This window comes from Roseovarius salincola, assembly GCF_026891095.1.
In the GTDB taxonomy this organism is placed as follows: domain Bacteria; phylum Pseudomonadota; class Alphaproteobacteria; order Rhodobacterales; family Rhodobacteraceae; genus Roseovarius; species Roseovarius salincola.
The window spans coordinates 118,100-138,398 of record NZ_JAPTNL010000004.1 but is presented as its reverse complement, the minus strand read 5'-3'; the positions used below and the strand labels follow the sequence as shown (position 1 = coordinate 138,398).

At 64.3% G+C, this 20,299-nt stretch carries 20 protein-coding genes; 7 read left to right on the top strand and 13 right to left on the bottom strand.

The features are described 5' to 3' along the window. Positions 1-192 precede the first annotated feature (192 nt). The 7 genes from N5A93_RS07245 to N5A93_RS07215 form a co-directional block, all read right to left on the bottom strand. Positions 193-1,497, bottom strand: coding sequence for an NAD(P)/FAD-dependent oxidoreductase (locus N5A93_RS07245; RefSeq protein WP_268954410.1), 1,305 nt, complete (start codon positions 1,495-1,497; stop codon positions 193-195). Between the two features lie 19 nt (positions 1,498-1,516). Beyond that, positions 1,517-2,875: a glutamine synthetase family protein gene (locus N5A93_RS07240; protein WP_268954409.1), complete on the bottom strand. Its 1,359-nt coding sequence runs from the start codon at positions 2,873-2,875 to the stop codon at positions 1,517-1,519. 1 nt (position 2,876) lies between these two features. Continuing rightward, entirely contained in the window at positions 2,877-3,554 is a 678-nt protein-coding gene (locus tag N5A93_RS07235; RefSeq protein ID WP_268954408.1) for a type 1 glutamine amidotransferase, read from the bottom strand. A 99-nt stretch (positions 3,555-3,653) separates the two neighbouring features. Next, positions 3,654-4,970: a glutamine synthetase family protein gene (locus tag N5A93_RS07230; protein ID WP_268954407.1), complete on the bottom strand. Its 1,317-nt coding sequence runs from the start codon at positions 4,968-4,970 to the stop codon at positions 3,654-3,656. 194 nt (positions 4,971-5,164) lie between these two features. Then, complete coding sequence (locus tag N5A93_RS07225) at positions 5,165-6,058, bottom strand: fructose bisphosphate aldolase (RefSeq protein ID WP_268954406.1); 894 nt, start codon at positions 6,056-6,058, stop codon at positions 5,165-5,167. Positions 6,059-6,193: 135 nt separating this feature from the next. Further along, positions 6,194-7,222: a fatty acid desaturase gene (locus tag N5A93_RS07220; RefSeq protein WP_268954500.1), complete on the bottom strand. Its 1,029-nt coding sequence runs from the start codon at positions 7,220-7,222 to the stop codon at positions 6,194-6,196. A 137-nt stretch (positions 7,223-7,359) separates the two neighbouring features. Then, on the bottom strand, positions 7,360-8,544 hold the full coding sequence (locus tag N5A93_RS07215) for a phosphoglycerate kinase (RefSeq protein WP_268954405.1): 1,185 nt from the start codon (positions 8,542-8,544) through the stop codon (positions 7,360-7,362). 141 nt (positions 8,545-8,685) lie between these two features. Here N5A93_RS07215 and N5A93_RS07210 point away from each other — a divergent pair, with 141 nt between their 5' ends. The 4 genes from N5A93_RS07210 (at position 8,686) to N5A93_RS07195 (ending at position 11,614) form a co-directional block, all read left to right on the top strand. Further along, positions 8,686-9,192 carry a peptidylprolyl isomerase gene (locus N5A93_RS07210; RefSeq protein WP_268954404.1) on the top strand — a complete coding sequence of 169 codons (507 nt, stop codon included), beginning with the start codon at positions 8,686-8,688 and terminating at the stop codon, positions 9,190-9,192. Continuing rightward, positions 9,185-9,733, top strand: coding sequence for a peptidylprolyl isomerase (locus tag N5A93_RS07205; protein WP_268954403.1), 549 nt, complete (start codon positions 9,185-9,187; stop codon positions 9,731-9,733). The genes N5A93_RS07210 and N5A93_RS07205 overlap by 8 nt, the downstream gene beginning before the upstream one ends. A gap of 3 nt (positions 9,734-9,736) precedes the next feature. Next, the gene (locus N5A93_RS07200; protein ID WP_268954402.1) at positions 9,737-10,534 is read left to right on the top strand and encodes a DUF4336 domain-containing protein; all 798 of its coding nucleotides are present in this window, start codon (positions 9,737-9,739) and stop codon (positions 10,532-10,534) included. A 90-nt stretch (positions 10,535-10,624) separates the two neighbouring features. Further along, the gene (locus N5A93_RS07195; RefSeq protein WP_268954401.1) at positions 10,625-11,614 is read left to right on the top strand and encodes a DUF3179 domain-containing protein; all 990 of its coding nucleotides are present in this window, start codon (positions 10,625-10,627) and stop codon (positions 11,612-11,614) included. A 342-nt stretch (positions 11,615-11,956) separates the two neighbouring features. On the opposite strand, the gene N5A93_RS07190 is transcribed toward N5A93_RS07195, so the two are convergent. Next, on the bottom strand, positions 11,957-12,985 hold the full coding sequence (locus N5A93_RS07190) for a GlxA family transcriptional regulator (RefSeq protein ID WP_268954400.1): 1,029 nt from the start codon (positions 12,983-12,985) through the stop codon (positions 11,957-11,959). A gap of 108 nt (positions 12,986-13,093) precedes the next feature. Here N5A93_RS07190 and N5A93_RS07185 point away from each other — a divergent pair, with 108 nt between their 5' ends. Genes N5A93_RS07185 through N5A93_RS07175 form a run of 3 tightly spaced genes read left to right on the top strand, consistent with a single transcriptional unit; the run spans position 13,094 to position 16,311 of the window. Then, entirely contained in the window at positions 13,094-14,170 is a 1,077-nt protein-coding gene (locus tag N5A93_RS07185; protein ID WP_268954399.1) for a class I SAM-dependent methyltransferase, read from the top strand. A 37-nt stretch (positions 14,171-14,207) separates the two neighbouring features. Next, the gene (locus N5A93_RS07180; protein ID WP_268954398.1) at positions 14,208-15,548 is read left to right on the top strand and encodes an MATE family efflux transporter; all 1,341 of its coding nucleotides are present in this window, start codon (positions 14,208-14,210) and stop codon (positions 15,546-15,548) included. Positions 15,549-15,576: 28 nt separating this feature from the next. Further along, entirely contained in the window at positions 15,577-16,311 is a 735-nt protein-coding gene (locus N5A93_RS07175; RefSeq protein WP_268954397.1) for a methyltransferase family protein, read from the top strand. Between the two features lie 213 nt (positions 16,312-16,524). Here the strand turns inward: N5A93_RS07175 and N5A93_RS07170 are convergent, their stop codons facing one another. The 5 genes from N5A93_RS07170 to N5A93_RS07150 all read right to left on the bottom strand — a co-directional run bounded on the left by N5A93_RS07170 (position 16,525) and on the right by N5A93_RS07150 (position 20,263). Further along, complete coding sequence (locus N5A93_RS07170; protein WP_268954396.1) at positions 16,525-16,923, bottom strand: hypothetical protein; 399 nt, start codon at positions 16,921-16,923, stop codon at positions 16,525-16,527. A 64-nt stretch (positions 16,924-16,987) separates the two neighbouring features. Next, positions 16,988-17,794 (bottom strand): ABC transporter permease, encoded by an 807-nt coding sequence (locus N5A93_RS07165; RefSeq protein WP_268954395.1) that lies wholly within the window; start codon positions 17,792-17,794, stop codon positions 16,988-16,990. Next, positions 17,791-18,675 carry an ABC transporter permease gene (locus N5A93_RS07160; protein ID WP_268954394.1) on the bottom strand — a complete coding sequence of 295 codons (885 nt, stop codon included), beginning with the start codon at positions 18,673-18,675 and terminating at the stop codon, positions 17,791-17,793. The genes N5A93_RS07165 and N5A93_RS07160 overlap by 4 nt, the downstream gene beginning before the upstream one ends. Before the next feature lie 68 nt (positions 18,676-18,743). Continuing rightward, complete coding sequence (locus N5A93_RS07155; RefSeq protein ID WP_268954393.1) at positions 18,744-19,460, bottom strand: transporter substrate-binding domain-containing protein; 717 nt, start codon at positions 19,458-19,460, stop codon at positions 18,744-18,746. Between the two features lie 26 nt (positions 19,461-19,486). After that, positions 19,487-20,263, bottom strand: coding sequence for an ABC transporter ATP-binding protein (locus N5A93_RS07150; protein ID WP_328405652.1), 777 nt, complete (start codon positions 20,261-20,263; stop codon positions 19,487-19,489). Positions 20,264-20,299 lie beyond the last annotated feature (36 nt).

Here is a 20,299-nt window from a genome sequence, read left to right as displayed (position 1 = left end):
GTGGTTTCGGATTCGGGATCGGGTGTGAGCGATGATGCAGGGTAAAACCGGTTGAGTTCAACTTATTGATAAAAATAAAAAATATATCCTGTCGCCGTGATGTTGGTCATCCGGGCACAGGGGCGTGAAAGGGGTGCGGAGGTCTGAAACAACACGGCGCGGGCACGTCTTGGTGAGGGCCGCGCGCGAGGCTCAGACGCCGAGTCTGTCGCGCATGGCGAACCATGTCATCGCCAGCACCAGGAGCGGCGAGCGCAATGCGCGCCCTCCCGGAAAGCCGGGTGCGGGCACGCGCGCCATCGTGTCGAATCCGTCGGCCTGCCCGGTGATCGCATCGGCCATCAGCTTGCCCGCATGGGTGGCGCTGCCGACGCCATGGCCCGAATAGCCCGAGGCCGAAAGCATGTTGGGCGCGGGGCGCGCGAGATAGGGCATCCGTTTCATGGTGATGCCCAGCGTACCGCCCCAGGTGTAATCGAAACGCACATTGGCAAGATGCGGGAAGATCTGCGCCATCGGCTTGCGCACGGTCGCGCCGATATCGCGCGGAAAGCGGTAGCCGTAACTTTCGCCGCCGCCGAACAGCAGCCGCTTGTCGGGGCTGAGGCGAAAGTAGTTCACCACGAACTTGCTGTCGGCCACGGCGATGTCGCGGGTCAGCACGCGGGCGGCCTCGTCGCCCAGCGGTTCTGTCGCGCCGATGAAATTGTTGATCGGCATGACGCGGGCCGCGACCCTGGGTTCGAGCCCGCCAAGATATCCGTTGCAGGCGAGGATCACATGATCGGCGCTGACCGCGCCTTGCCCGGCCTGCACCCGCGCGGGGCTGCCCTTGTGGATCTGTGACACCAGCGTGTTTTCATGAATCCGCGCCCCGGCGTCGCGCGCGGCGCGCGCCAGACCGAGCGCGTAGTTGAGGGGGTGAAGATGCGCCGCGCTCATGTCGAGCGAGCCGCCCACATAGCGTGGCGAGGGGCAAAGCGCCTGTGCGCCGTCGCGGTCCAGCTTTTGCAGCGCGTCATAGCCATAGCGCGCGGCGAGGTGATCGGCATAGGCGTGTTCGGCGGCGACCTCGGCCCTGGAAAAGCACATATGCGCGATGCCGGGTTTGAGATCACAGTCGATCCGGTGGCGCGCGATCAGGGATTTCACCAGCGCCTTGGCGTCTTCGGCCAGATCCCAGAGCTTCGCGGCGTCATCCGGGCCGACCAGCTTTTCCAGCCTGTCCTGTTCCATCCGCTGGCCGGAACCAAGCTGCCCGCCATTGCGCCCGGAAGCGCCGAAACCGACGCGATGCGCCTCGAGCAGCACCACGTCAAGCCCGGCTTCGGCCAGGTGAAGTGCCGCCGAGAGGCCGGTATAGCCCGCGCCGATAATGCAGACATCGGCCTTGACCTGCCCGCGCAACGGCGCAAAGCGGTCCAGCGGTCTTGCGGTGGCGGCATACCAGCTGTCGGGATACTGGCCCTGCCGGTCATTGGCAAATAGCAGATTCATGGTTCGGGCGGTCCGCAGGTCAGACGTTCATCAGGAGGTGTTCGCGCTCCCACGGGCTGATCACCTGAAGGAATTCCTCGTATTCGGCGCGTTTGACGATGGCATAGACGCGGGCGAAATCCGGCCCCAGAATGTCATGCAGGTCGGTGGCCGCATCGAACATGTCGAGCGCCTCGCCGAGCACGCGGGGGATATCGGAGTCGCCGGCATAAGCGTCGCCCTTGAACTGGGGGTCGGGTCGGGTCTCGTTCATCATTCCCAGAAGCCCGCAGGCGAGGCTTGCGGCGATGCCGAGATAGGGGTTGCAATCCATCCCGGCCATGCGGTTCTCGACCCGTCGCGCCTCGGGCGGGGACAGCGGCACGCGGATGCCGGTGGTGCGGTTGTCGCGCGCCCATGCCAGGTTGATCGGCGCGGCGTGGTCCTTGACGTAGCGGCGGTAGGAATTGACATAGGGCGCCAGCACCGCCACCGCATCGGGCAGGTGGTTCTGCAAGCCGCCGATGAAGTGGAAAAACGCGTCGGTCTCGCCGCCCTGCGGGCCGACGAAGAGGTTACGCCCGGTTTCGGGGTCGAGGATCGAGTGGTGGACATGCATCGAGCTGCCCGGCTCGTCCTCGATCGGTTTGGCCATGAAGGTGGCGAAGCAGTTATGCTTGAGCGCGGCCTCGCGGATCAGGCGTTTGAAGTAGAAGACTTCATCCGCCAGCTTCACCGGGTCGCCGTGGCGCAGGTTGATTTCAAGCTGACCGGCGCCGCCTTCCTGGGTGATGCCGTCGATCTCGAAGCCCTGGGCCTCGGCGAAGTCGTAGATGTCGTCGATCACCGGGCCGAATTCGTCCACGGCGGTCATGGAGTAGGCCTGGCGCGCGGCGGCGGGGCGCCCCGAGCGGCCCATCATCGGCTCGATCGCCTTGGCCGGATCGAGGTTGCGCGCCACCAGGAAAAATTCCATTTCCGGCGCGACCACCGGTTTCATGCCGTGCTTGTGATAGAGGTCCACGACGCGCTTGAGCACGTTGCGCGGGGCGAAGGGGATCGGCTCGCCGTCGCGGTCATAGGCGTCGTGGATCACCTGAAGGGTCCAGTCGCCGGTCCAGGGGGCTGCGGTGGCGGTGGACATGTCGGGCTTGAGGATCATGTCGCGTTCGATGAAGCCCTCCTCGCCCGCCGCTTCGCCCCAGTCGCCGGTGATGGTCTGAAAGAAGATCGAGTCGGGCAGGTGGAAATGCTGCTGGCGGGCGAATTTGGAGGCGGGCACGGCCTTGCCGCGGGCGATGCCCGGCAGGTCGGCGATGACGCATTCCACCTCGTCGAGGCGGCGGCCCTCCAGATAGGCCTGCGCCGCCTCGGGGAGGGTGTCTTTCCAGTCGGCCATGTCAGCGCTCCTGCTTGAAGAATGCGGCGATGCGGTCTGCGATGACATCGCTTTCGATCGGGGCATCGAGTTTGGTTTCGGCATCCGCCAGCAACGGGTCGGGCACCACGCCGGGGCCGCGATGGCGGATCAGCTGGCCGATCATCTGCGAGGTGAATTCGGGATGCGGCTGGATCGTGTAGGCGCGGTTGCCGTAAAGCAGCGCGGCATAGGCACAGGCGTCGTTGGCGCCGATCACCTCGGCGTCTTTGGGCAGTTCGACCACCTGGTCCTGGTGCCAGGCATTGAGCGGCAGGTGCTGGCCTTCGATGTCGTATTCGGTGCGCCCGATCACCCATCCGTCGGGATGTTTAATCACCTTGCCGCCAAGGGCCTGGGCGATGATCTGATGGCCGAAGCAGACGCCCACCAGTGGGCGGCCATCGGCATAGACCGCGCGGATGAACGCCTCCAGGGGGGCGATCCAGGGGTGGTCCTCATAGGCGCCGTGCCTGGAGCCGGTGATGAGCCAGCCATCGGCGTCGGCGGGGCTGGCGGGATAGTCCTCATCGACCACGTTCCAAGTCTGGTAGGTAAAGCCATGCCCCGCAAGCAGGCGCGCGAACATGGCGTCGTAATCGCCCAGTTCGCGCCGCACGATGTCGATGGCGTGTCCGGTCTGCAGTATCCCGATTTTCATGGGAACCCCATAATTTGATCAAATTCAGGCTAACCCAGCCAAAAGGCGCGGGCAAGCCCCTCGCGCGCATCTTGCCGGGATGGTGCCTTGTGGCGCAGCCTACACCGTTTCGAGGTAGGTTTTCCACTGGGCTTCGGGGGCGATGTCGCGCATCAGGCGCAGTTCCTGGCGCTTGGTCATCACGAGGTTGGCAATGAGTTCCGGTGGCAGGAAGGCGGCGATCAGCGGATCGCCCCGGAAGCGGTCGATCGCGGTTTCCCAGTCCGGCGCCATGCGGGGCAGGTCGTGCTCATAGGCGTTGCCGGTGATCGGGTCGGGGGGCTCCATGCCGGTCTCGACCCCGGTGATCGCGGCGCCGAGGATCGCGGCGAAGGTGAGATAGGGGTTGATGTCGCCCCCTGCGGCGCGGTGTTCGATACGGCGCGCGGCGGGCGGGCCGCCGGGGATGCGGATGGCGGCGGTGCGGTTCTCATAGGCCCAGGAGGCGCCGGTGGGCGCATGGGCGCCGGGCACGAGGCGCGCATAGCTGTTGGCATGGGGCGCGAAGATCAGCGTCGAGGCGGGCAGCGCCGCAAGGCAGCCGGCCACGGCGGCGCGCAGCGTGTCGGTGCCTTTCGCGCCGCCGTCGTCGAAGACGTTGCGCCCGTCGCCGTCCAGCACCGAGAAATGCAGGTGCATCCCGTTGCCCGCATCGTTGCCGAAGGGTTTTGCCATGAAACTGGCGGAAAAGCCGTGCCGGTGTGCCAGACCCTTGATCAGCGTCTTGAAAAGCCAGGTATCATCGGCGGCGCGCAGCGCGTCCTGATGATCCAGCGTCACCTCGAACTGGCCGATTCCGGCCTCGCTGGTGGCGGTCTGTGCCGGGATGCCCATGGCCGCGCAGGCCTCGTAAAGCGCGGTCAGGAAGGGGTCGAACGCATCCATCTGCGCCATCGACAGGATCCCCGGCGCCTCGAGCCGCCGCCCCGAGCGCGGGTCGCGCACATGGCGCAGGGCCTCGCCGCTGTCATCGACCAGGGTGAATTCCAGCTCGGTCGCGGCGATCACCTGCCAGCCGCGCGTGCCGAAACGGTCCAGCACCCCGACGAGCGCATGGCGCGGATCGCCCTCGAAGGGGGTGCCGTCCTCGTGATGCATGGCCATGGGCACCAGCGGCTGGGGCGCGTCGAGCCAGGGCAGGGGCACCGGGCCGCGCCCTGTCGGATAGAGCACCCCATCCGCATCGCCCGAGTCAAAGACCAGCGGCGAGCCTTCGATATCGGCCCCGAAAATATCCACATTGAGCACGGAAAGCGGCATCCTGACCGCGCCCGCATCCAGCTTCAGGGCATAGGCGCCGGGGATGCGCTTGCCGCGCATCTGGCCATTGAGGTCGCAGGCGGCGACCCGGATCGTGGGGTAATCGGCAAGCTCCATCGCGGAACACTCCTGAGAACAGCGCTCCCAAAGGCTAATCGGTCATCGCGCCGGACGCCACAATAATTTGATCAAAATATCGCGCCGCTCTGGCCCTGCCCCGGACCGCGCCCTTCTTCTGTTCCGAAATATCCCGGGGGGAGTCCCGGACCTGTCCGGGACGGGGGGCAGCGCCCCCCCTTGCACCGCCGCCCTCAGCCCGCGACGGATGCGTCGTAGATGCTGCGGATCGACTCGCCGATGGTGGCGTTGAACGCGTCGTCCGATTGCGCGTCCGAAAGCCCTTCGGTCAGGGCGCGGCTGAAGCTGGCGATCATGCCGCTGTTGCGGGCCAGCCGGGCATTGGCCTCGTCGCGCGCATAGCCGCCCGAGAGCGCCACGACGCGCATCACGCGCGGATGGGCGATGAGCGGCGCATAAAGATTCGCGGTCTCGGGCAGGGTCAGCTTGAGCATGACCTGCTGGCCGTCGGGCAGCGCATCGAGTTCGGCGGCGATGGCGTCGCGCAGGATTTCCTCGGCCTCGGCCTTGTCGGCGATGCTGATCGTCACCTCGGGTTCGATGATCGGCACGAGGCCATGACCAAGGATCTGGCGGCCGATCTCGAACTGCTGGGCGACGACCGCCTTGATCCCTTCGGGATTGGCGGCGTTGATGACCGAGCGCATCTTGGTGCCGAAGATTCCCGCCTTCACCGCCCGTTCCAGCAGCGCATCGAGATCGGGCATCGGCTTCATCAGCTGGACGCCGTTTTCCTCCTCGGCCAGCCCCTTGTCGACCTTGAGAAAGGGCACCACGCCGCGCTCCTGCCAGAGGTAGTCGGGCGAGGGTTTGCCGTCGATCTCGCGCTCCATCGTCATCTCGAACAGGATCGCGCCGATGATGTGATCGCCATTGAAGGCCGGGGCGCGGGCGATGCGCGAGCGCATCGCGTGAATGAGGTCGAACATTTCGGCATCCGAGCCGTAGCGGTCCTCTTCGATGCCATAGAGGCGCAGCGCCTTGGGGGTCGAGCCGCCCGACTGATCGAGCGCCGCGATAAAGCCGTTTGCGTTGCGGACCTGCTCGGCCTGACGTTCCCTGGACATGATCTGACTCCCCGGTTCATGGACGTTGTTTTCTGCCTCGCGCCTGCGCGCGCGAAGGTCTGCGCCGTCTTAGGCGAGGGGGCGGATTTATGCAATCGTGGTGGCGCTAACGGCGCGACGCCTGCGGGCCGGGTTTCAAAGCCCCTTCGCCTCGGCGAAAGAGACCAGGCGGCGCGACTTGGCGTCCCAGAGATGCAGCCGCACGCTGTGCAGGCTTTCCCGGATGGTCATGCGATTGCTTTCGGCCAGTTCGGCATGATCCCGCAGCACCTCGGGCAGGCGATAGAAGGGGATGCGGCTGTAAAGGTGGTGCACATGGTGGACGCCGATATTGGCGCTCACCCATTGCAGGACGGGGGGCAGCACGTAGTGCGAACTGCCGTGAAGCGCGGCGTCATGCAATTGCCAGTCCTCCTCGTTGTCCCAATGCGTGGTTTCGAACTGGTGTTGCACGTAGAAGAGCCAGACCCCGGCCGTGGCCGCAAGCAGTGTCGAGGGCAGGAAAATCAACAGGATGGGCACGAGGCCACCGTAATAGAGAACCGCCGCCACCCAGGCGAATATCGCGGCATTCGTGCACATGGCGCTGACCCAGTATCTGGCATTGCCCATGAGCCCCAGCGGCAGCCGGTTCTGGACAAAGAACAGATAGCCCGGCCCGAGGCAGAACAGGACAACCGGGTTGCGATAAAGCCTGTAAAGCAAACGGTTGAGCGGTTTCAGGTCGCGATATTCCGCGACGGTGATGGTCTGGATGTCGCCCATGCCGCGCCGCCCGAGATTGCCCGCCGAGCTGTGGTGAATCGAATGGGAGCGCCGCCACACGTCATAGGGTGTCAGTGTCAGCACCCCGATCACGCGACCGAGCCAGTCGCTCAGGGTCCGGTTCTGGAAGAATGCGCCATGCCCGCAATCGTGCTGGATCGCGAAGAGGCGCAGCAGGAACCCCGCGTTCACCAGCGAGAGCGCGAGCGTCAGCCAATAGCTGAGCGACATGGACCACCAGGCAAGCGCCCACAAGATCAGGAACGGGCCGAGAGTGACCGCAAGTTCGAATGAACTGCGTTTTGGGTCGGGTTCACGGTACTCCGCGAGGATTCTGATCCATTCCCGTGCAGGACGGTCCTCGCCAAGCTGACGGGCAGCTTCGGATTGATCGGGCATTGCCTGCTTTCTCATATGTTGTGCCGACCTGTTACAAGATCGGAGGGATTTCGCAAAGCTGTCTTTTTGAAGCAGGTGCGAAGAGCGTGCCGCAGTGTCTTTGGCCGGGGGGGCAGGCCCCCGTGAACGTGGCGGCGTCAGGTCTGAAGTGCTGCGACGCCGGGCAGATCCTTGCCTTCCATCCATTCGAGGAAGGCACCGCCAGCCGTGGAGATATAGGTGAAATCCGCCGCCGCGCCCGATTTGTTGAGCGCCGCGACCGTGTCGCCACCGCCCGCCACCGAAACTAGTTTGCCCGCGCGGCTGAGTCCTGCGGCATGGGCGGCGGCGGCATTGGTGGCGGCGTCGAACGGTTCGATCTCGAAGGCGCCAAGCGGCCCGTTCCAGATCAGCGTGCGCGCGGCGTCAAAGGCCGTGGTGATGCGGGTCACCGATTGCGGCCCGGCGTCGAGGATCATCGCATCCTCGGGGCAGGCATGGGCGGGCACGGTTTCATGCGCCGCGCCGGATTTGAATTCGCGTGCGACCACCACGTCGGCGGGCAACAGGATTTCGCAGCCCGCGGCGCCCGCCTTGGTCATGATCAGGCGCGCGGTGTCGGCCATGTCGTGTTCGCACAGCGATGTGCCGACGCCGAGGCCCTGCGCGGCCAGGAAGGTATTGGCCATCCCGCCGCCGATCACCAGTTGGTCGACCCGTTCCACGAGGTTGCCCAGCAGGTCGAGCTTGGACGACACCTTGGCGCCGCCCACCACCGCCACCACCGGGCGTTGCGGCGTGCCGAGCGCGGCCTCGAGCGCCTCGAGTTCGGCCTGCATGAGGCGTCCGGCGCAGCAGGGCAGGTGGCGCGCCAGCGCCTCGGTCGAGGCATGGGCGCGATGAGCGGCGGAAAAGGCATCGTTGCAATAGATGTCACCGAGGCCCGCAAGGCGCGCGGCGAAATCCGGGTCGTTGGCCTCTTCGCCGGGGTGAAAGCGGATATTCTCGAGCAGCAGCACATCGGCGGCGCGGGCCTCGTCGGTGAGGTTCTCGGCGCCATCGAGCGTCTCGATGAAGGTGACGCGCCGCCCGAGCGCCTTTTCCAGCGCGGGCACGACCGGGCGCAGCGACATTTCGTCCACCACCTTGCCCTTGGGGCGGCCGAAATGGGCGATCAGCATGGGCTTGCCGCCCGCGGCCAGGATCGCCTCGATGGTGGGCACGATGCGGTTGATGCGGGTGGCGTCGGTGACGCGGCCGTTCTCGATGGGCACATTGATGTCGACGCGGGTCAGCACCGTCTTGCCGTCAAGATCCATGTCGTCGATGGATTTCCAGTTCATACCCAACTGTTCTGCTCCTGCCGCCTCATCAAAACGCGCGCTTCTCATGGCCTGTCGGGCGCGGGGCGTCAAGCTCTGCGCTTGGCAATTGCGGTCTGGCGTCTTAGGTAACGGGCAAAGCATGCAGTCAAGGAGGGCCAGATGGCCGAAATCAAGGATCCCGAGAACACCGTCCTGATCGCGTTGAAGGACGGCACGGTCACCATCGAACTGATGCCCGACATCGCGCCGGGCCATTGCGAGCGGATGAAGGAACTGGCGCGCAGCGGCCAGTATGACAACGTGGCCTTCCACCGTGTGATCGACGGCTTCATGGCCCAGACCGGCGATGTGGCCAATGCCAACATGGAAAAGGATTACAATCCTGGCCGGGCTGGCACCGGGGGCAGCGATCTGCCGGACCTCAAGGCCGAGTTCAGCCGCATCCCGCATGACCGCGGCACCATCGGCGCGGCGCGCAGCCAGAGCCCGGACAGCGCCAACAGCCAGTTCTTCATCAATTTCAGCGACAACCATTTCCTCAACGGGCAATACACCGTCTATGGGCGGGTGATTTCCGGCATGGAGCATGTGGACGCGATCACGCGCGGCGAGCCGCCCGCGAATCCCGACCGGATGATCAGCGTGAAGGTGGCGGGCGATGCGTAAACTGGCCGTTCTTTTCAGCCTGATGGCCGGTCCGGCGCTGGCCACCGGCTTGCAGATCGACGTGGCGGGCGAGGCCAATGGCACCGTCACCATCGACCTTTTCGAGGATGTCGCACCGCAGCATGTGGAGCGGATCACCGCGCTGGCCGAGGCGGGGGCCTATGATGGCGTGGTGTTTCACCGCGTGATCGAGGGTTTCATGGCGCAGACGGGCGATGTGGAATTCGGCAAGCTTGAGGGCGGCGACATGCGCCGCGCGGGAATGGGCGGCAGTGACCGCCCCGACCTTGCGGCCGAGTTCTCGGATATCGGTTTCGAGCGCGGCGTGATCGGCATGGCCCGCAGCCAGGACCCGAACAGCGCCAACAGCCAGTTCTTCATCATGTTCGCCCCGGCGACGCATCTCAACGGGCAATATACCGTCGTGGGCGAGGTGACGGACGGGATGGACGTGGTCGATGCGATCAAGCGCGGCAAGGGCCGCAACGGTTCGGTTGTCGGCCAGCCCGATGTGATGCAGTCGGTCACGGTGACCGAGTAGGCCATGCAGGCCACGGGATACGAGCCGCTCGACACGCTCAAACCCGTGGCCGACGGGCTATGGCTGATCGACGGGCCGGCGATCCGCTTCATGGGGATGCCGTTTTCCACCCGCGCCACCGTCGTGCGGCTGGAGAATGGCGATATCTGGGTGCATTCGCCGACCCGGCTGACCGACGGGCTGCGGCGCGAGCTTGACGCGATCGGCCCGGTGCGCCACCTGATCGCCCCGAACTGGCTGCATTACGCGCATCTTGGTGACTGGCAGGCGGCTTTTCCCGCAGCGTTGGCCTGGGGCGCGCCGGGTGTGGCCGCGCGGGCTGAGAAGAAGGGTCTCGCGCTGCATCTCGATCACGCGCTGCAATGGGACTGCGCCGAAGAGCCGTGGTGCGGGCAGATCGAGCAGATGATCGTGCGCGGCAGCAAGCTGCACCGCGAGGCGGTGTTCTTTCACCGCGCCAGCCGCACCCTCATCCTGACCGACCTGATCGAGGCCTTCGAGACCGCCAAGCTGCCGGTCTGGATGCGCCCCATCGTCTGGATCGCCGGGCTTGACGATCCCGACGGCACCATGCCCCCCGACATGCGGCGCAGCTTTCGCGACCGCACTGCACTGGGCACGGATGTGGAGCGGATGATCGCCTGGGCGCCCGAGCGGGTGATTATCGCCCATGGCCGCTGGTATGAAAACAACGGCGTCGCCGAACTGGAGCGCGCGTTCCGCAAGGTGCTGAACCACAGCCGCTGGGACAAGGCGCTTGGCGAGATGAAGGCGCGCAAAGGGAAAGAGGACCCGCACTGATTCACACGGTGCGTCACGTCTGCGTGCGCGCCTCTAGCCGGAACGGCGCGGCGCGGGCATCATGCGGGCAACCTGCCAGGAGGATGTGCCATGCCCCTTTTCCCCCGACCGTTCAGATTCTCGCTCCTTGCTACAGTCCTCCTCGCTTTGAGTGGCCAGTTGGCCGCCGCCGATCCCTCGACCTGGCGACGAGAGTGGCCGCGCACCGATTTCACGACCACCAGTGTGGAAAGCTGGAATGAGATCATATCGGGCGGCCCGCCGAAAGACGGCATCCCGGCATTGAGCGCCCCCGAATTCATCCCAGCGCGCGAGGAAAGCGGGATCGGCGCGCGCGAGCCGGTGATCACGCTCGAGATCGGGGACGCCGTCCCGCGCGCCTATCCGTTGCGCTATCTGACCTGGCACGAGATCGTCAATGACAGCGTGGCGGGGGTGCCGGTGGCGGTCACCTTCTGCCCGCTGTGCAACTCGGCCATGGTGTTCGACCGGCGCAGCGCGCAGGGGGTGCTGGAGTTCGGCGTTTCGGGTAAGCTGCGCAACTCGGACATGATCATGTTCGACCGCCAAAGCGAAAGCTGGTGGCAACAGGCGCTGGGCGAGGCCATCGTGGGGCGCATGACGGGGACCGAGCTGCGCCAGCTGCCCTCGTGGATGGAAAGCTGGGAACAGTTCCGCGCGCGCCACCCCGACGGGCTTGTGATGGCCGAACCGGACCATGCGCGCCGCTATGGCCAAAATCCCTATGGTGGCTATGACAGCGCGGTGCGGCCCTTTCTGTATGACGGCGCGCCTCCGCCGCATGGCGTGCCGGCGCTGGCGCGCGTGGTGCGTGTGGGCGACAGGGCCTGGCCGCTTGAGCGGGTGCGCCGTGCCGGCGAAATCGAGGAGGCGGGGGTGTCGATCACTTGGGAGGCCGGCCAGGCGTCGGCGCTCGATTCCACCTTGATCGCCGAGGGGCGTGACGTGGGCAATATCCGGGTGCGCGATGCGCGCGGGCGCGACCTGCCGCATGATCTGCTTTTCGCCTTCGCCTTTCATGCCTTCTGGCCCGATGGGCGCTGGATGCTGGGCCAGTGACCCCGCGCCCCGCCGGTGCCCGTGGCGACTGGGGGACGCCTCCGACGGGAGATCTGTAAAGCATAAAAAACAATCTTCTTATGCACCTACGCAATCTCGCACCCGGTCAATCCTCACTTTTATCCACATGCCATTTTCACCCCAAACACCTGACATGGTGTTCCACTGGGACCATTTTAGAAATGTTTACAGAGCGGAAAGTGTGAATTCGCCGCGCCCGTCAGCAGCGTCTCCTCTCATCTCCCTGCCCCAGAATCCAGGGGTCCGCACCATCACAATGAGCGCGCACCTTTGGGCACGCGGTCGCGCCTAAGCACTGCGTCTGCGCCATTGAATTTGATCTCAGGCCCTGCCTCCGAGCAGACGCAGCTTAGAGAAGCGTTGCCTATAGCGAGCAGGCGTTACGCCGACGCGTCGCTTGAACAGGCGACGGAAGAAATTGGAATCCTCGTACCCGACCTCTATCGCCACCTGATCGATGGCCGCCTCGCTCGTCTCCAGCAGATGCTTCGCCTCTTCGATCCGCATGGTCTGCACATATTCCATCGGGGTGGAGCCCGTCGCCGCACGGAAGCGGCGCATAAAGGTGCGCTCGGTGAGGCCCGACTGTTCCACCATCGCGGCCACGGGATTGGCGCGGTGATAGTTGTCGGCGATCCAACCCTGGATCTCCGAGATCACGGCGTCATCGTGCCGGCGGGGACGTCGGACACCGGCAAATGGCAACTGGCCCTCCGAATGGTCGCCGAACAGAAAGATCTTTGCGATACGCACGGCCTCGTCCGGGCTGCAGAATCTTGCGACAAGATAAAGGGCGAGTTCTTCCCAAGCGGTCGCGCCGCCTCCGGTGATGATGCGGTGCTCGGGACCGGCGGGGACGAGGATCTTCTGCGCCGCGAGCCGCACCTCAGGGTAGTTATGCCGCAGCAGGTCCGCGAGTGACCAATGCGTTGTCGCCTCGAGACCATCGAGAAGCCCCGCCTCGGCCAGAACGGCGGTCCCGGTGCAGACCGAACAGACCGTGGCGCCGGTTGCGTATTTCTCGCGCAGCCATTCGATCTGGCGGCTCCAGAGGCCCGCGAACGGCTTGTCGAGGTCAAGCACGAGGTCCGTCACGATCACGATGTCGGCCTCTCCCATCGCCTCGTGCGGCGTGATCGCAAGACCGTAGGTTGTCTCGACCGGTGCGCCATCTGCGGTGACGATGCGCGGTGTCATCAAGGGCACGTCCGAGGGTTCGCCGGTCAGCTGTTCCCAGGTCCGGCCGGCTGACAGGAAGACCTCGTAGAGACCATAGATGGCTGCCGGCGTGCTTTCGGGGAGCGCGAGGAGGGCAATCCTTGGGCCGGCAGTCATTTTTTCAATGTTCATAGCCAAGAATGGCAGGATCAGCCTGTTCTTGTCCAGTCCCGCCCTTATCGAGGGGCCGCCTGTACGGTTATCGCCAGTGCATCCATCCGCAAAACGGGAACAAACGACATGACCGCAGAACGTCAGAACATCTCCGCCGCGAATGCCGAGCGTTTCGCTGAGACCATCGCGGGAATCATCGACCAGGGTGCGATCGCCGTATCGCTGTCGCTGGGTCACAGGACAGGTCTATTCGACACGATGGCGGATATGGCCCCGGCCGGAAGCCTCGAGATCGCCACCGCGGCCGGTCTGGCGGAACGCTATGTCCGTGAGTGGCTTGCCGTCATGGTGACGGGCAGGGTCGTGGACTACGACCCCGAGACATCGTGCTACCATCTTCCGGCCGATCGTGCCGCCTGCCTCACGCGCGGCGCGCCGCTTGGCAACCTCGCGGTCTATGCCCAGCATGTAGCGCTTATGGGCGGGGTGCAGGACCGGACCATCGCCTGTTTCGAAACGGGAGAGGGGACAGATTATGTTGACTATCCCTGCTTTCACCAGATCATGGCCGAAGACAGCGCGCAAACCGTAGCGGAGGCGCTATTTGACCATGTTCTGCCGCTGGCGGGAGGCATAGAGGACAGGCTTGCCGATGGGATCGAGGTCCTTGATGCCGGTTGTGGCCGGGGCGGCGCACTCATCGAGATGGCAAAGCGCTATCCAAACAGCAGCTTCACAGGGTACGATCTTTGCGGTGATGCTATCGGTTGGGCCCGGGCAGCCGCGCGGCGGCTCGGCCTCGGGAATGTGAACTTTGAGGCCAAAGATCTGACCGGGTTCGCCGAGCAGGAACGGTTTGACTTCATCACCTCTTTTGACGCGATTCACGATCAGAAGGACCCTGAAGGTTTGATCCACGGCCTCAGGGCTTCGCTGAAGCCGGGCGGAACCTATCTGGTACAGGATATTGGCGGGTCTTCGAGACTTGAGAACAATCTCGATTTCCCCATGGCTTCGCTTCTCTACGCGATTTCGTTGACGCATTGCACACCGGTCTCGATCGGGCAGGGCGGCGAAGGTCTTGGGACCATGTGGGGTTGGGAAACGGCCGAAGCGATGCTGTCCGATGCGGGCTTCGCCACTGTCGAGCGACACGTCCTGCCGCATGATCCGTTGAACGTCTGGTTCGTTGCCCGGGCCTGAGAGGCCGCGCGGACCGTCTTAGCCGAAAGAAAGACCGATGACCGAAACAACCTTACCGGGCGCGCATCTGCGCCCGGCTTCTCCCTTGCGTGCCGAAACGGGCGCATTTCTCCGCCTTGCGGCGCCAATGACACTCGTTGCGCTTGTCAATATGGCCATGAGCGTGACCGACACGTTGATGGCCGCGAGCTTCGGCGCCGGGGGCCTCGCCGCCGTCGCGGTTGGCAGCGATTTCTACAGCATCGTCTTTGTCTTCGCGGCCGGATGCATCAGCGGGCTCGCGCCGCTTTATGCCGCCGCAGCCGAGGCGCAGGATAACACGTCGCTTCGCCGCCTGCGGGCCGCCGGATGGATGCTCGCCGTGTTGCTCACCCTTGTTACCGTGCCGCTGGTCTGGGCGGCACCTGATTATCTGCGTTGGCTGGGCATCCCAGAGGCGCTTCTGGACGACGGGCGCGGGTACACGCAGGCCATGGCCGCGACTCTCGTGCCGATGCTTTGTGTCGCCGTCCTGCGAAATCGCCTGCTGGCGCTGGAACGCCCGGGTCTCATCGCCCGCATCACGACCTGCGCGATTCCGGCAAATGCCGCGCTGAACTGGATGCTGATGCACGGCGTGGGGACTTGGAGCGGATTCGGGATCACGGGTCTTGGCCTGTCCTCGCTGCTTGTCGCCTGCGGGATCGCGGTCGTGCTTGGGCTCGCCTGCAAGAGACAAGGCGATTGGGGCCTTGAATGCGCTGCGATCCGTGAATTGCGGGAAGCGTTGCGCGTGGGCTTGCCCATCGGCTTCACGATGCTCGCGGAATTGGGCGTCTTTCTTGGCGCCACCCTCTTCGCGGCCCGCTTCGGAGCCGAGGCGGCGGCCGCCCATGCACTGACGATCCGCCTCGCCGGTCTCGTCTATGCCGTCTCAATTGGACTGCAACAGGGGGCCGCCGTGCGCATGGCGCGCCGATCAGAGGTTGGTGACCAGAGGTTCACGTTCACTGCATGCACACGTCTGGCGCTGGCTGCGGGCTTGGCCCATGCCGCGATTCTCGGCGCGGTCGCCGTCCCCCTGGCCGGTGCCGTCCTTCAGGATCCTGCAACTGCGGCCACGGCAGCGGGGTTGATCATGCTTCTCGCGCTCTCTGAACTGCTCGTGCCGATCGGTGCCGTGGCGACAGGGCTGATGCGCGGGCTAAAGGACACCCGGATGCCCATGGTCTATTCGCTCCTCGGCAATTGGGGCGTGACACTGCCAACGGCTCTCTTGCTAACCGCCGCTGGTCTCGGAGTGACCGGCCTCTGGATCGCGCTGGCAAGCGGTAGCCTCATCGCATCCGCGCTCACAGTTCTGCGCCTGCGGCGCTATCGCGCGCTGCGGCTCGCCTGACCCTCATCCTCATGGAAAGGACAGACACATGTTGAGGAAATGTCTTACCCTTCTTTACGCTGCCGGAGGCTACGTCGCGGGACTGGCGAGCATTGCGCTGATCGTCAGCTTCCTCGCCGACTTGCCGTTGCCTTGGGCGATCGACGCGGGTGAGCCAGGTGCCTTCTGGCCGTCCGTTGCCATCAACCTCGGGCTTTTGTGGGTTTTCGGTCTGCATCATTCCATCACGGCGCGGCGCTGGTTCAAACGACACTGGACGCGGCTGATACCACCGGAGCTGGAACGGGCGACCTATCTCTACATGACTGCCGCCTTGACCGTGATCCTCGTCGGGCTCTGGCAGCCAATTCCCGAGGCCGTCTGGCATGTAAGCGATGCGATCGGCGCCGGGCTGTTGTGGGCGGCCTATCTCAGAGTCTGGGGCCTGATGTTCAGCGCCACCTTTCCGATCGGTCACCTCCGTTTCTTCGGCCTCGCTCAGGCATGGGAAAGGGTGACGGATGTGTCTGCACGCGAAGCGGGTTTCACTGCACGCTGGCTTTACGGAGTGATCCGTCATCCGATCAGTCTTGGCTGGATGCTCGTTCCGTGGATTACGCCGCATATGACCATGGGCCAGCTTGTCTTCGCGATGGGAACGGCAGCCTACGTGCTGATCGCAACGATCTTCGAAGAAGCCGATCTCGTGGCCGAACTCGGAGATATCTACCGGGATTACCGCAGGCGTGTTCCTGCGTTCCTGCCAATCCGCAAGCCTTGGTAGTGCCGGCCAAAACTGGCCGTCACGATCCCGACCGCGCGCTCGACGGCCTGGCCGATTTCGACGAGCATCTGCCCGACGCCGGAACCGATGCTGCCGACACGCTTGCGCTTCTCGACAAAAACGGGTCACCCGCCACAGTGGTTTCGAATGGACCGAAGTATTACGGATTTGTCGTTGGCGGCACGTTGCCCGTGGCCCAGGCCGCCGACCGGATCACCTCAGCTTGGGATCAGAGCGCGACAGTCCCTGATTGGACCTGTCACGGTTTGATGCCGCCACTGTCTTGTTTCGACCGCGCCAATATGCCTCCTTCGGCGTTCTGTGCTCAAGGGAGGAATGAGGGCGTTCGGTGTCTTCCTGGTCGATCTTGACAATTGGCATCTTGCCAAGTTTCGGCAAGACATGCAGCCGCAGGGGGCTGAACCATCTGCCATCCGATCCTTTACGCTTTAAGTTCTGTTTATGCGTCTCGTAAGCCTTCAGGGCCAGAGGCCCGAGCCGTCCTTCTTTCAGGTTGCCTTGTTCAATCTCGAGGCGACGTTGTCTGATGGGGGCGCTGTCAATGCCAGACTGCTCTCGCACCCAAGCCGCTTTTTGCGAGCTGCCCTTCATCTGGCGGAAAATACCTCGGGGGAGTCGCAGCTTGCTGCGACGGGGGCAGCGCCCCCGATCCAGCCTAGCGGATGATGTTGACCCTGAGCTTGAGACCACGGCGCGCGGCCTGGGGCAGGTGGCGGTTGAGGCGGCGGTTGATCAGGCTGAAAAATGCGATGATCCCCAGTGTGAGCAGGATGAAATAGCCCGCCAGGATCGGGTAGGGCACGAAGGGGTTGAAGGTCTTGTCGGCGAAGTAATTGGCGTAATAGAGCGCGTCGCCGCGTTGCTGCCAGGCCGGAAAGCCCGAAAAGAACACCAGCGTCGTGGCGTGAAAGAGAAAGATCGCCTCGTTGGTATAGGCCGGCCAGGCGAGGCGCAGCATGGTCGGCCAGACGATGCGGCGAAAGCGCGGCCAGCCCGCAAAGCCGTAAGCGTCGGCGGCCTCGATATCGCCGCGCGGTATCGCGCGCAGCGCGCCGTAGAATATCTCGCCGGAATAGGCGGCGGTGTTGAAGAACAGCACGATCAGCGCCCCGAGCCAGGCAGACGTGAAGGGATCGAAGACGGGGCTGACGGATTTCAGTTGCAGGAAGGCGAAATAGGCGAAGAAGAACTGGATGAAGAGCGGCGAGCCGCGAAACACGAAGATGAACCAGCTTGCGCTTTTGCGGATCGCCCGGTTTCGCGCGCCCTTGCCCACGGCCAGCGCGGTTGCGAGGAAAAATCCCGCCAGAAGCGCCAGTGCGCCGAAATAGATGTTCCAAAGCAGGCCCGAGCCGATCAGCGTCACCTGTTCGCAAAGCGTGAAATTCTCGCGCGGGAGCAGGCGTTCGCCGATCCCGAGGCTGCGCAGACCGTAATCCTGAACCGTCTGCCAGCAGCTCATGCGGTGGCCTTTCGCTGGTCGCCGCCGCCGCTGGTGGCCTGTCCGCGCATCAGTTTCTGCATCAGCCGCTCGAGGTAGATTTCGGAAATCCGCGTGAAGCCGAGATAGAAAATCAGCAGCGCCAGGAAGTACCACATGCGCCAGTCGCCATGCGGATACTGGGTGAAGCGCGGGTTGGCGGTGCCGCCAAGGCTGCGCGCCCAATAGACGATATCCTCGATCCCCAAAAGAAACAGCAGCGGCGTGGCCTTGATCAGCACCATCCACAGATTGCTGAGGCCGGGCAGCGCATAGACCCACATTTGCGGCACGAGAATGCGCCAGAAGGTCTGGCGGCGCGACATGCCATAGGCCTCGGCGGTTTCAAGCTGCGCATGGGGAACCGCGCGCATGGCGCCAAAGAGCACATTGGCGGCAAAGGCGCCGAACACGATCGAGAAGGTCAGCACCGCCAGAAAGAAGCCATAGACCTCGTGCACCCACTGCGCGGTATTCCCGCGCGGCAGCTTGGCCTGGGCGCAGACGATGAAATCATTTCCCTGGCGGATTGGCTGATCCCAGTCGGGGCAGAGCACCTGGTGGCGAACCCATTCGAAGCCCTGGTCGAGCGCGATCACGAAAAAGAGGAAAAAGGCGATATCGGGCACGCCGCGCACGATGGCGATGTAGCCCTTGCCAAACCATGCGACCGGCCAGACCCGAGAGCGTGCGGACGCCGCGCCGAAGAACCCGAAAAGCAGCGCCGAGGGGGCCGTGATTGCCAGCAACAGCAGCACCGTCCCGAAGGAAAGGTAGAACTGCATGTGCTTGCCGGTCGTGAGATAGCACGACAGCCACGAAAGGCCGGAGAGCGTGTCTGGATCGGCGCAGAAGGAGAACATGGGTTGTTTCCGATGGTTTCCGCCTTGACGAGGGCACGCCCGGCCGGGGCCGGGCGTGTCTCAGGTGTTCAGAACGTCGAGGCGACGTCCCATTTCTCGATCATGGCGTTGAGGCTGCCATCGTCCTTCATGGACTGGATCGCCGCATCGAGCGTGGCTTTCAGCTCGGGGTCGGATTCGCGCACGCCAAGCCCGACGCCGCCGCCAAGCGCCACATCGGGGCCGACGATCATCAGCTCGGCATCTTCGCCCGCGATGGGGGTGAGGAAGGACTTGTCCGCCAGAACCGCATCGGCCTCGCCGTTGCGCACGGCGGCGATGGTTTCCTCGGGGGTTGCGAATTCGACCAGGGTCGCACCGCTTTCGGCGACATAGCCGGCCTGAATGGTCCCGGCCTGCGCCGCGATCACGCCGCCTTCGAGGTCGACGCCGTCGGACATGGCAAGGTAGGCCGAGGGATCGGGCGGCGTGTAGTTCTGGGTGAAGTCGATCACTTCGTCGCGTTCGTCGGTGATCGACATGCCCGCTATGATCACGTCGTAATTGCCCGAGACGAGATTGGGGATGATCGAATCCCAGTCATTGGTGACCCATTGGCAATTGAGCTGCGCGCGCTCGCACAGCGCGTCGCCCAATTCGCGCTCGAACCCGTCGACCTCGCCGGAATCGTTGATGAAGTTCCACGGAGGATAGGCGCCCTCGGTGCCGAGGCGCACCACGTCCTGCGCCATGGCCATGCTGGCCGAAACGGCCAGTGCGGCGGTGGAAAGGATGAATTTTCTCATTAGGTTACTCCCTTTTCTTGCTGTGGTCAGGCGGCCATGGTCGAGCTGAGAAACTGCCGCAGCCGCCCGGATTTGGGGGCACCGAAGAGGGTATCGGGCGCGCCCTCCTCCTCGATCAGCCCCTGGTGCAGGAAGATGACGTGATCCGAGACATCGGCCGCCATCTTCATGTCATGTGTGACGATCATCATGGTGCGGCCCTCGGCGGCGAGGGCCTTGATGACGCGCACGACCTCCTGTTCGAGTTCGGGATCGAGCGCGCTTGTGGGTTCGTCAAAAAGCAGCGCCTCGGGTTCCATGCAGAGCGCACGGGCGATGGCGGCGCGCTGTTGCTGGCCGCCCGAAAGCTGCGCGGGGTAGACATCGCATTTGTCACCGATCCCGACCTTGTCGAGATAGCCCCGCGCGGACTCCTCGACCTCGGCGCGGTCGCGCCCCAGCACCGTCACGGGGGCTTCCATCACGTTTTGCAGGATGGTCATATGCGCCCAGAGATTGAACTGCTGAAAGACCATGGACAGGTTGGTGCGGATGCGCAGCACCTGTTTGAAATCGCCCGGATGCCGGTGCAGTCCGCTGCCGCGCCATTTCACGGGCTCGCCCTTGAACAGGATATCACCCTGCTGACTGTCTTCCAGAAGATTGGCACAGCGCAGGATCGTCGATTTCCCCGAGCCCGATGAGCCGATCAGCGAGACCACGTCGCCACTATGGGCGGTGATATCGACGCCCTTGATGACCTCGAGCGCACCATAGGCTTTGTGCAGGTTGCGGATTTCGATGACCGGCGTGGGATCTGGCAAGGGCGGCATCCGTTGGTTTCAGTCAGGTCTGACCCG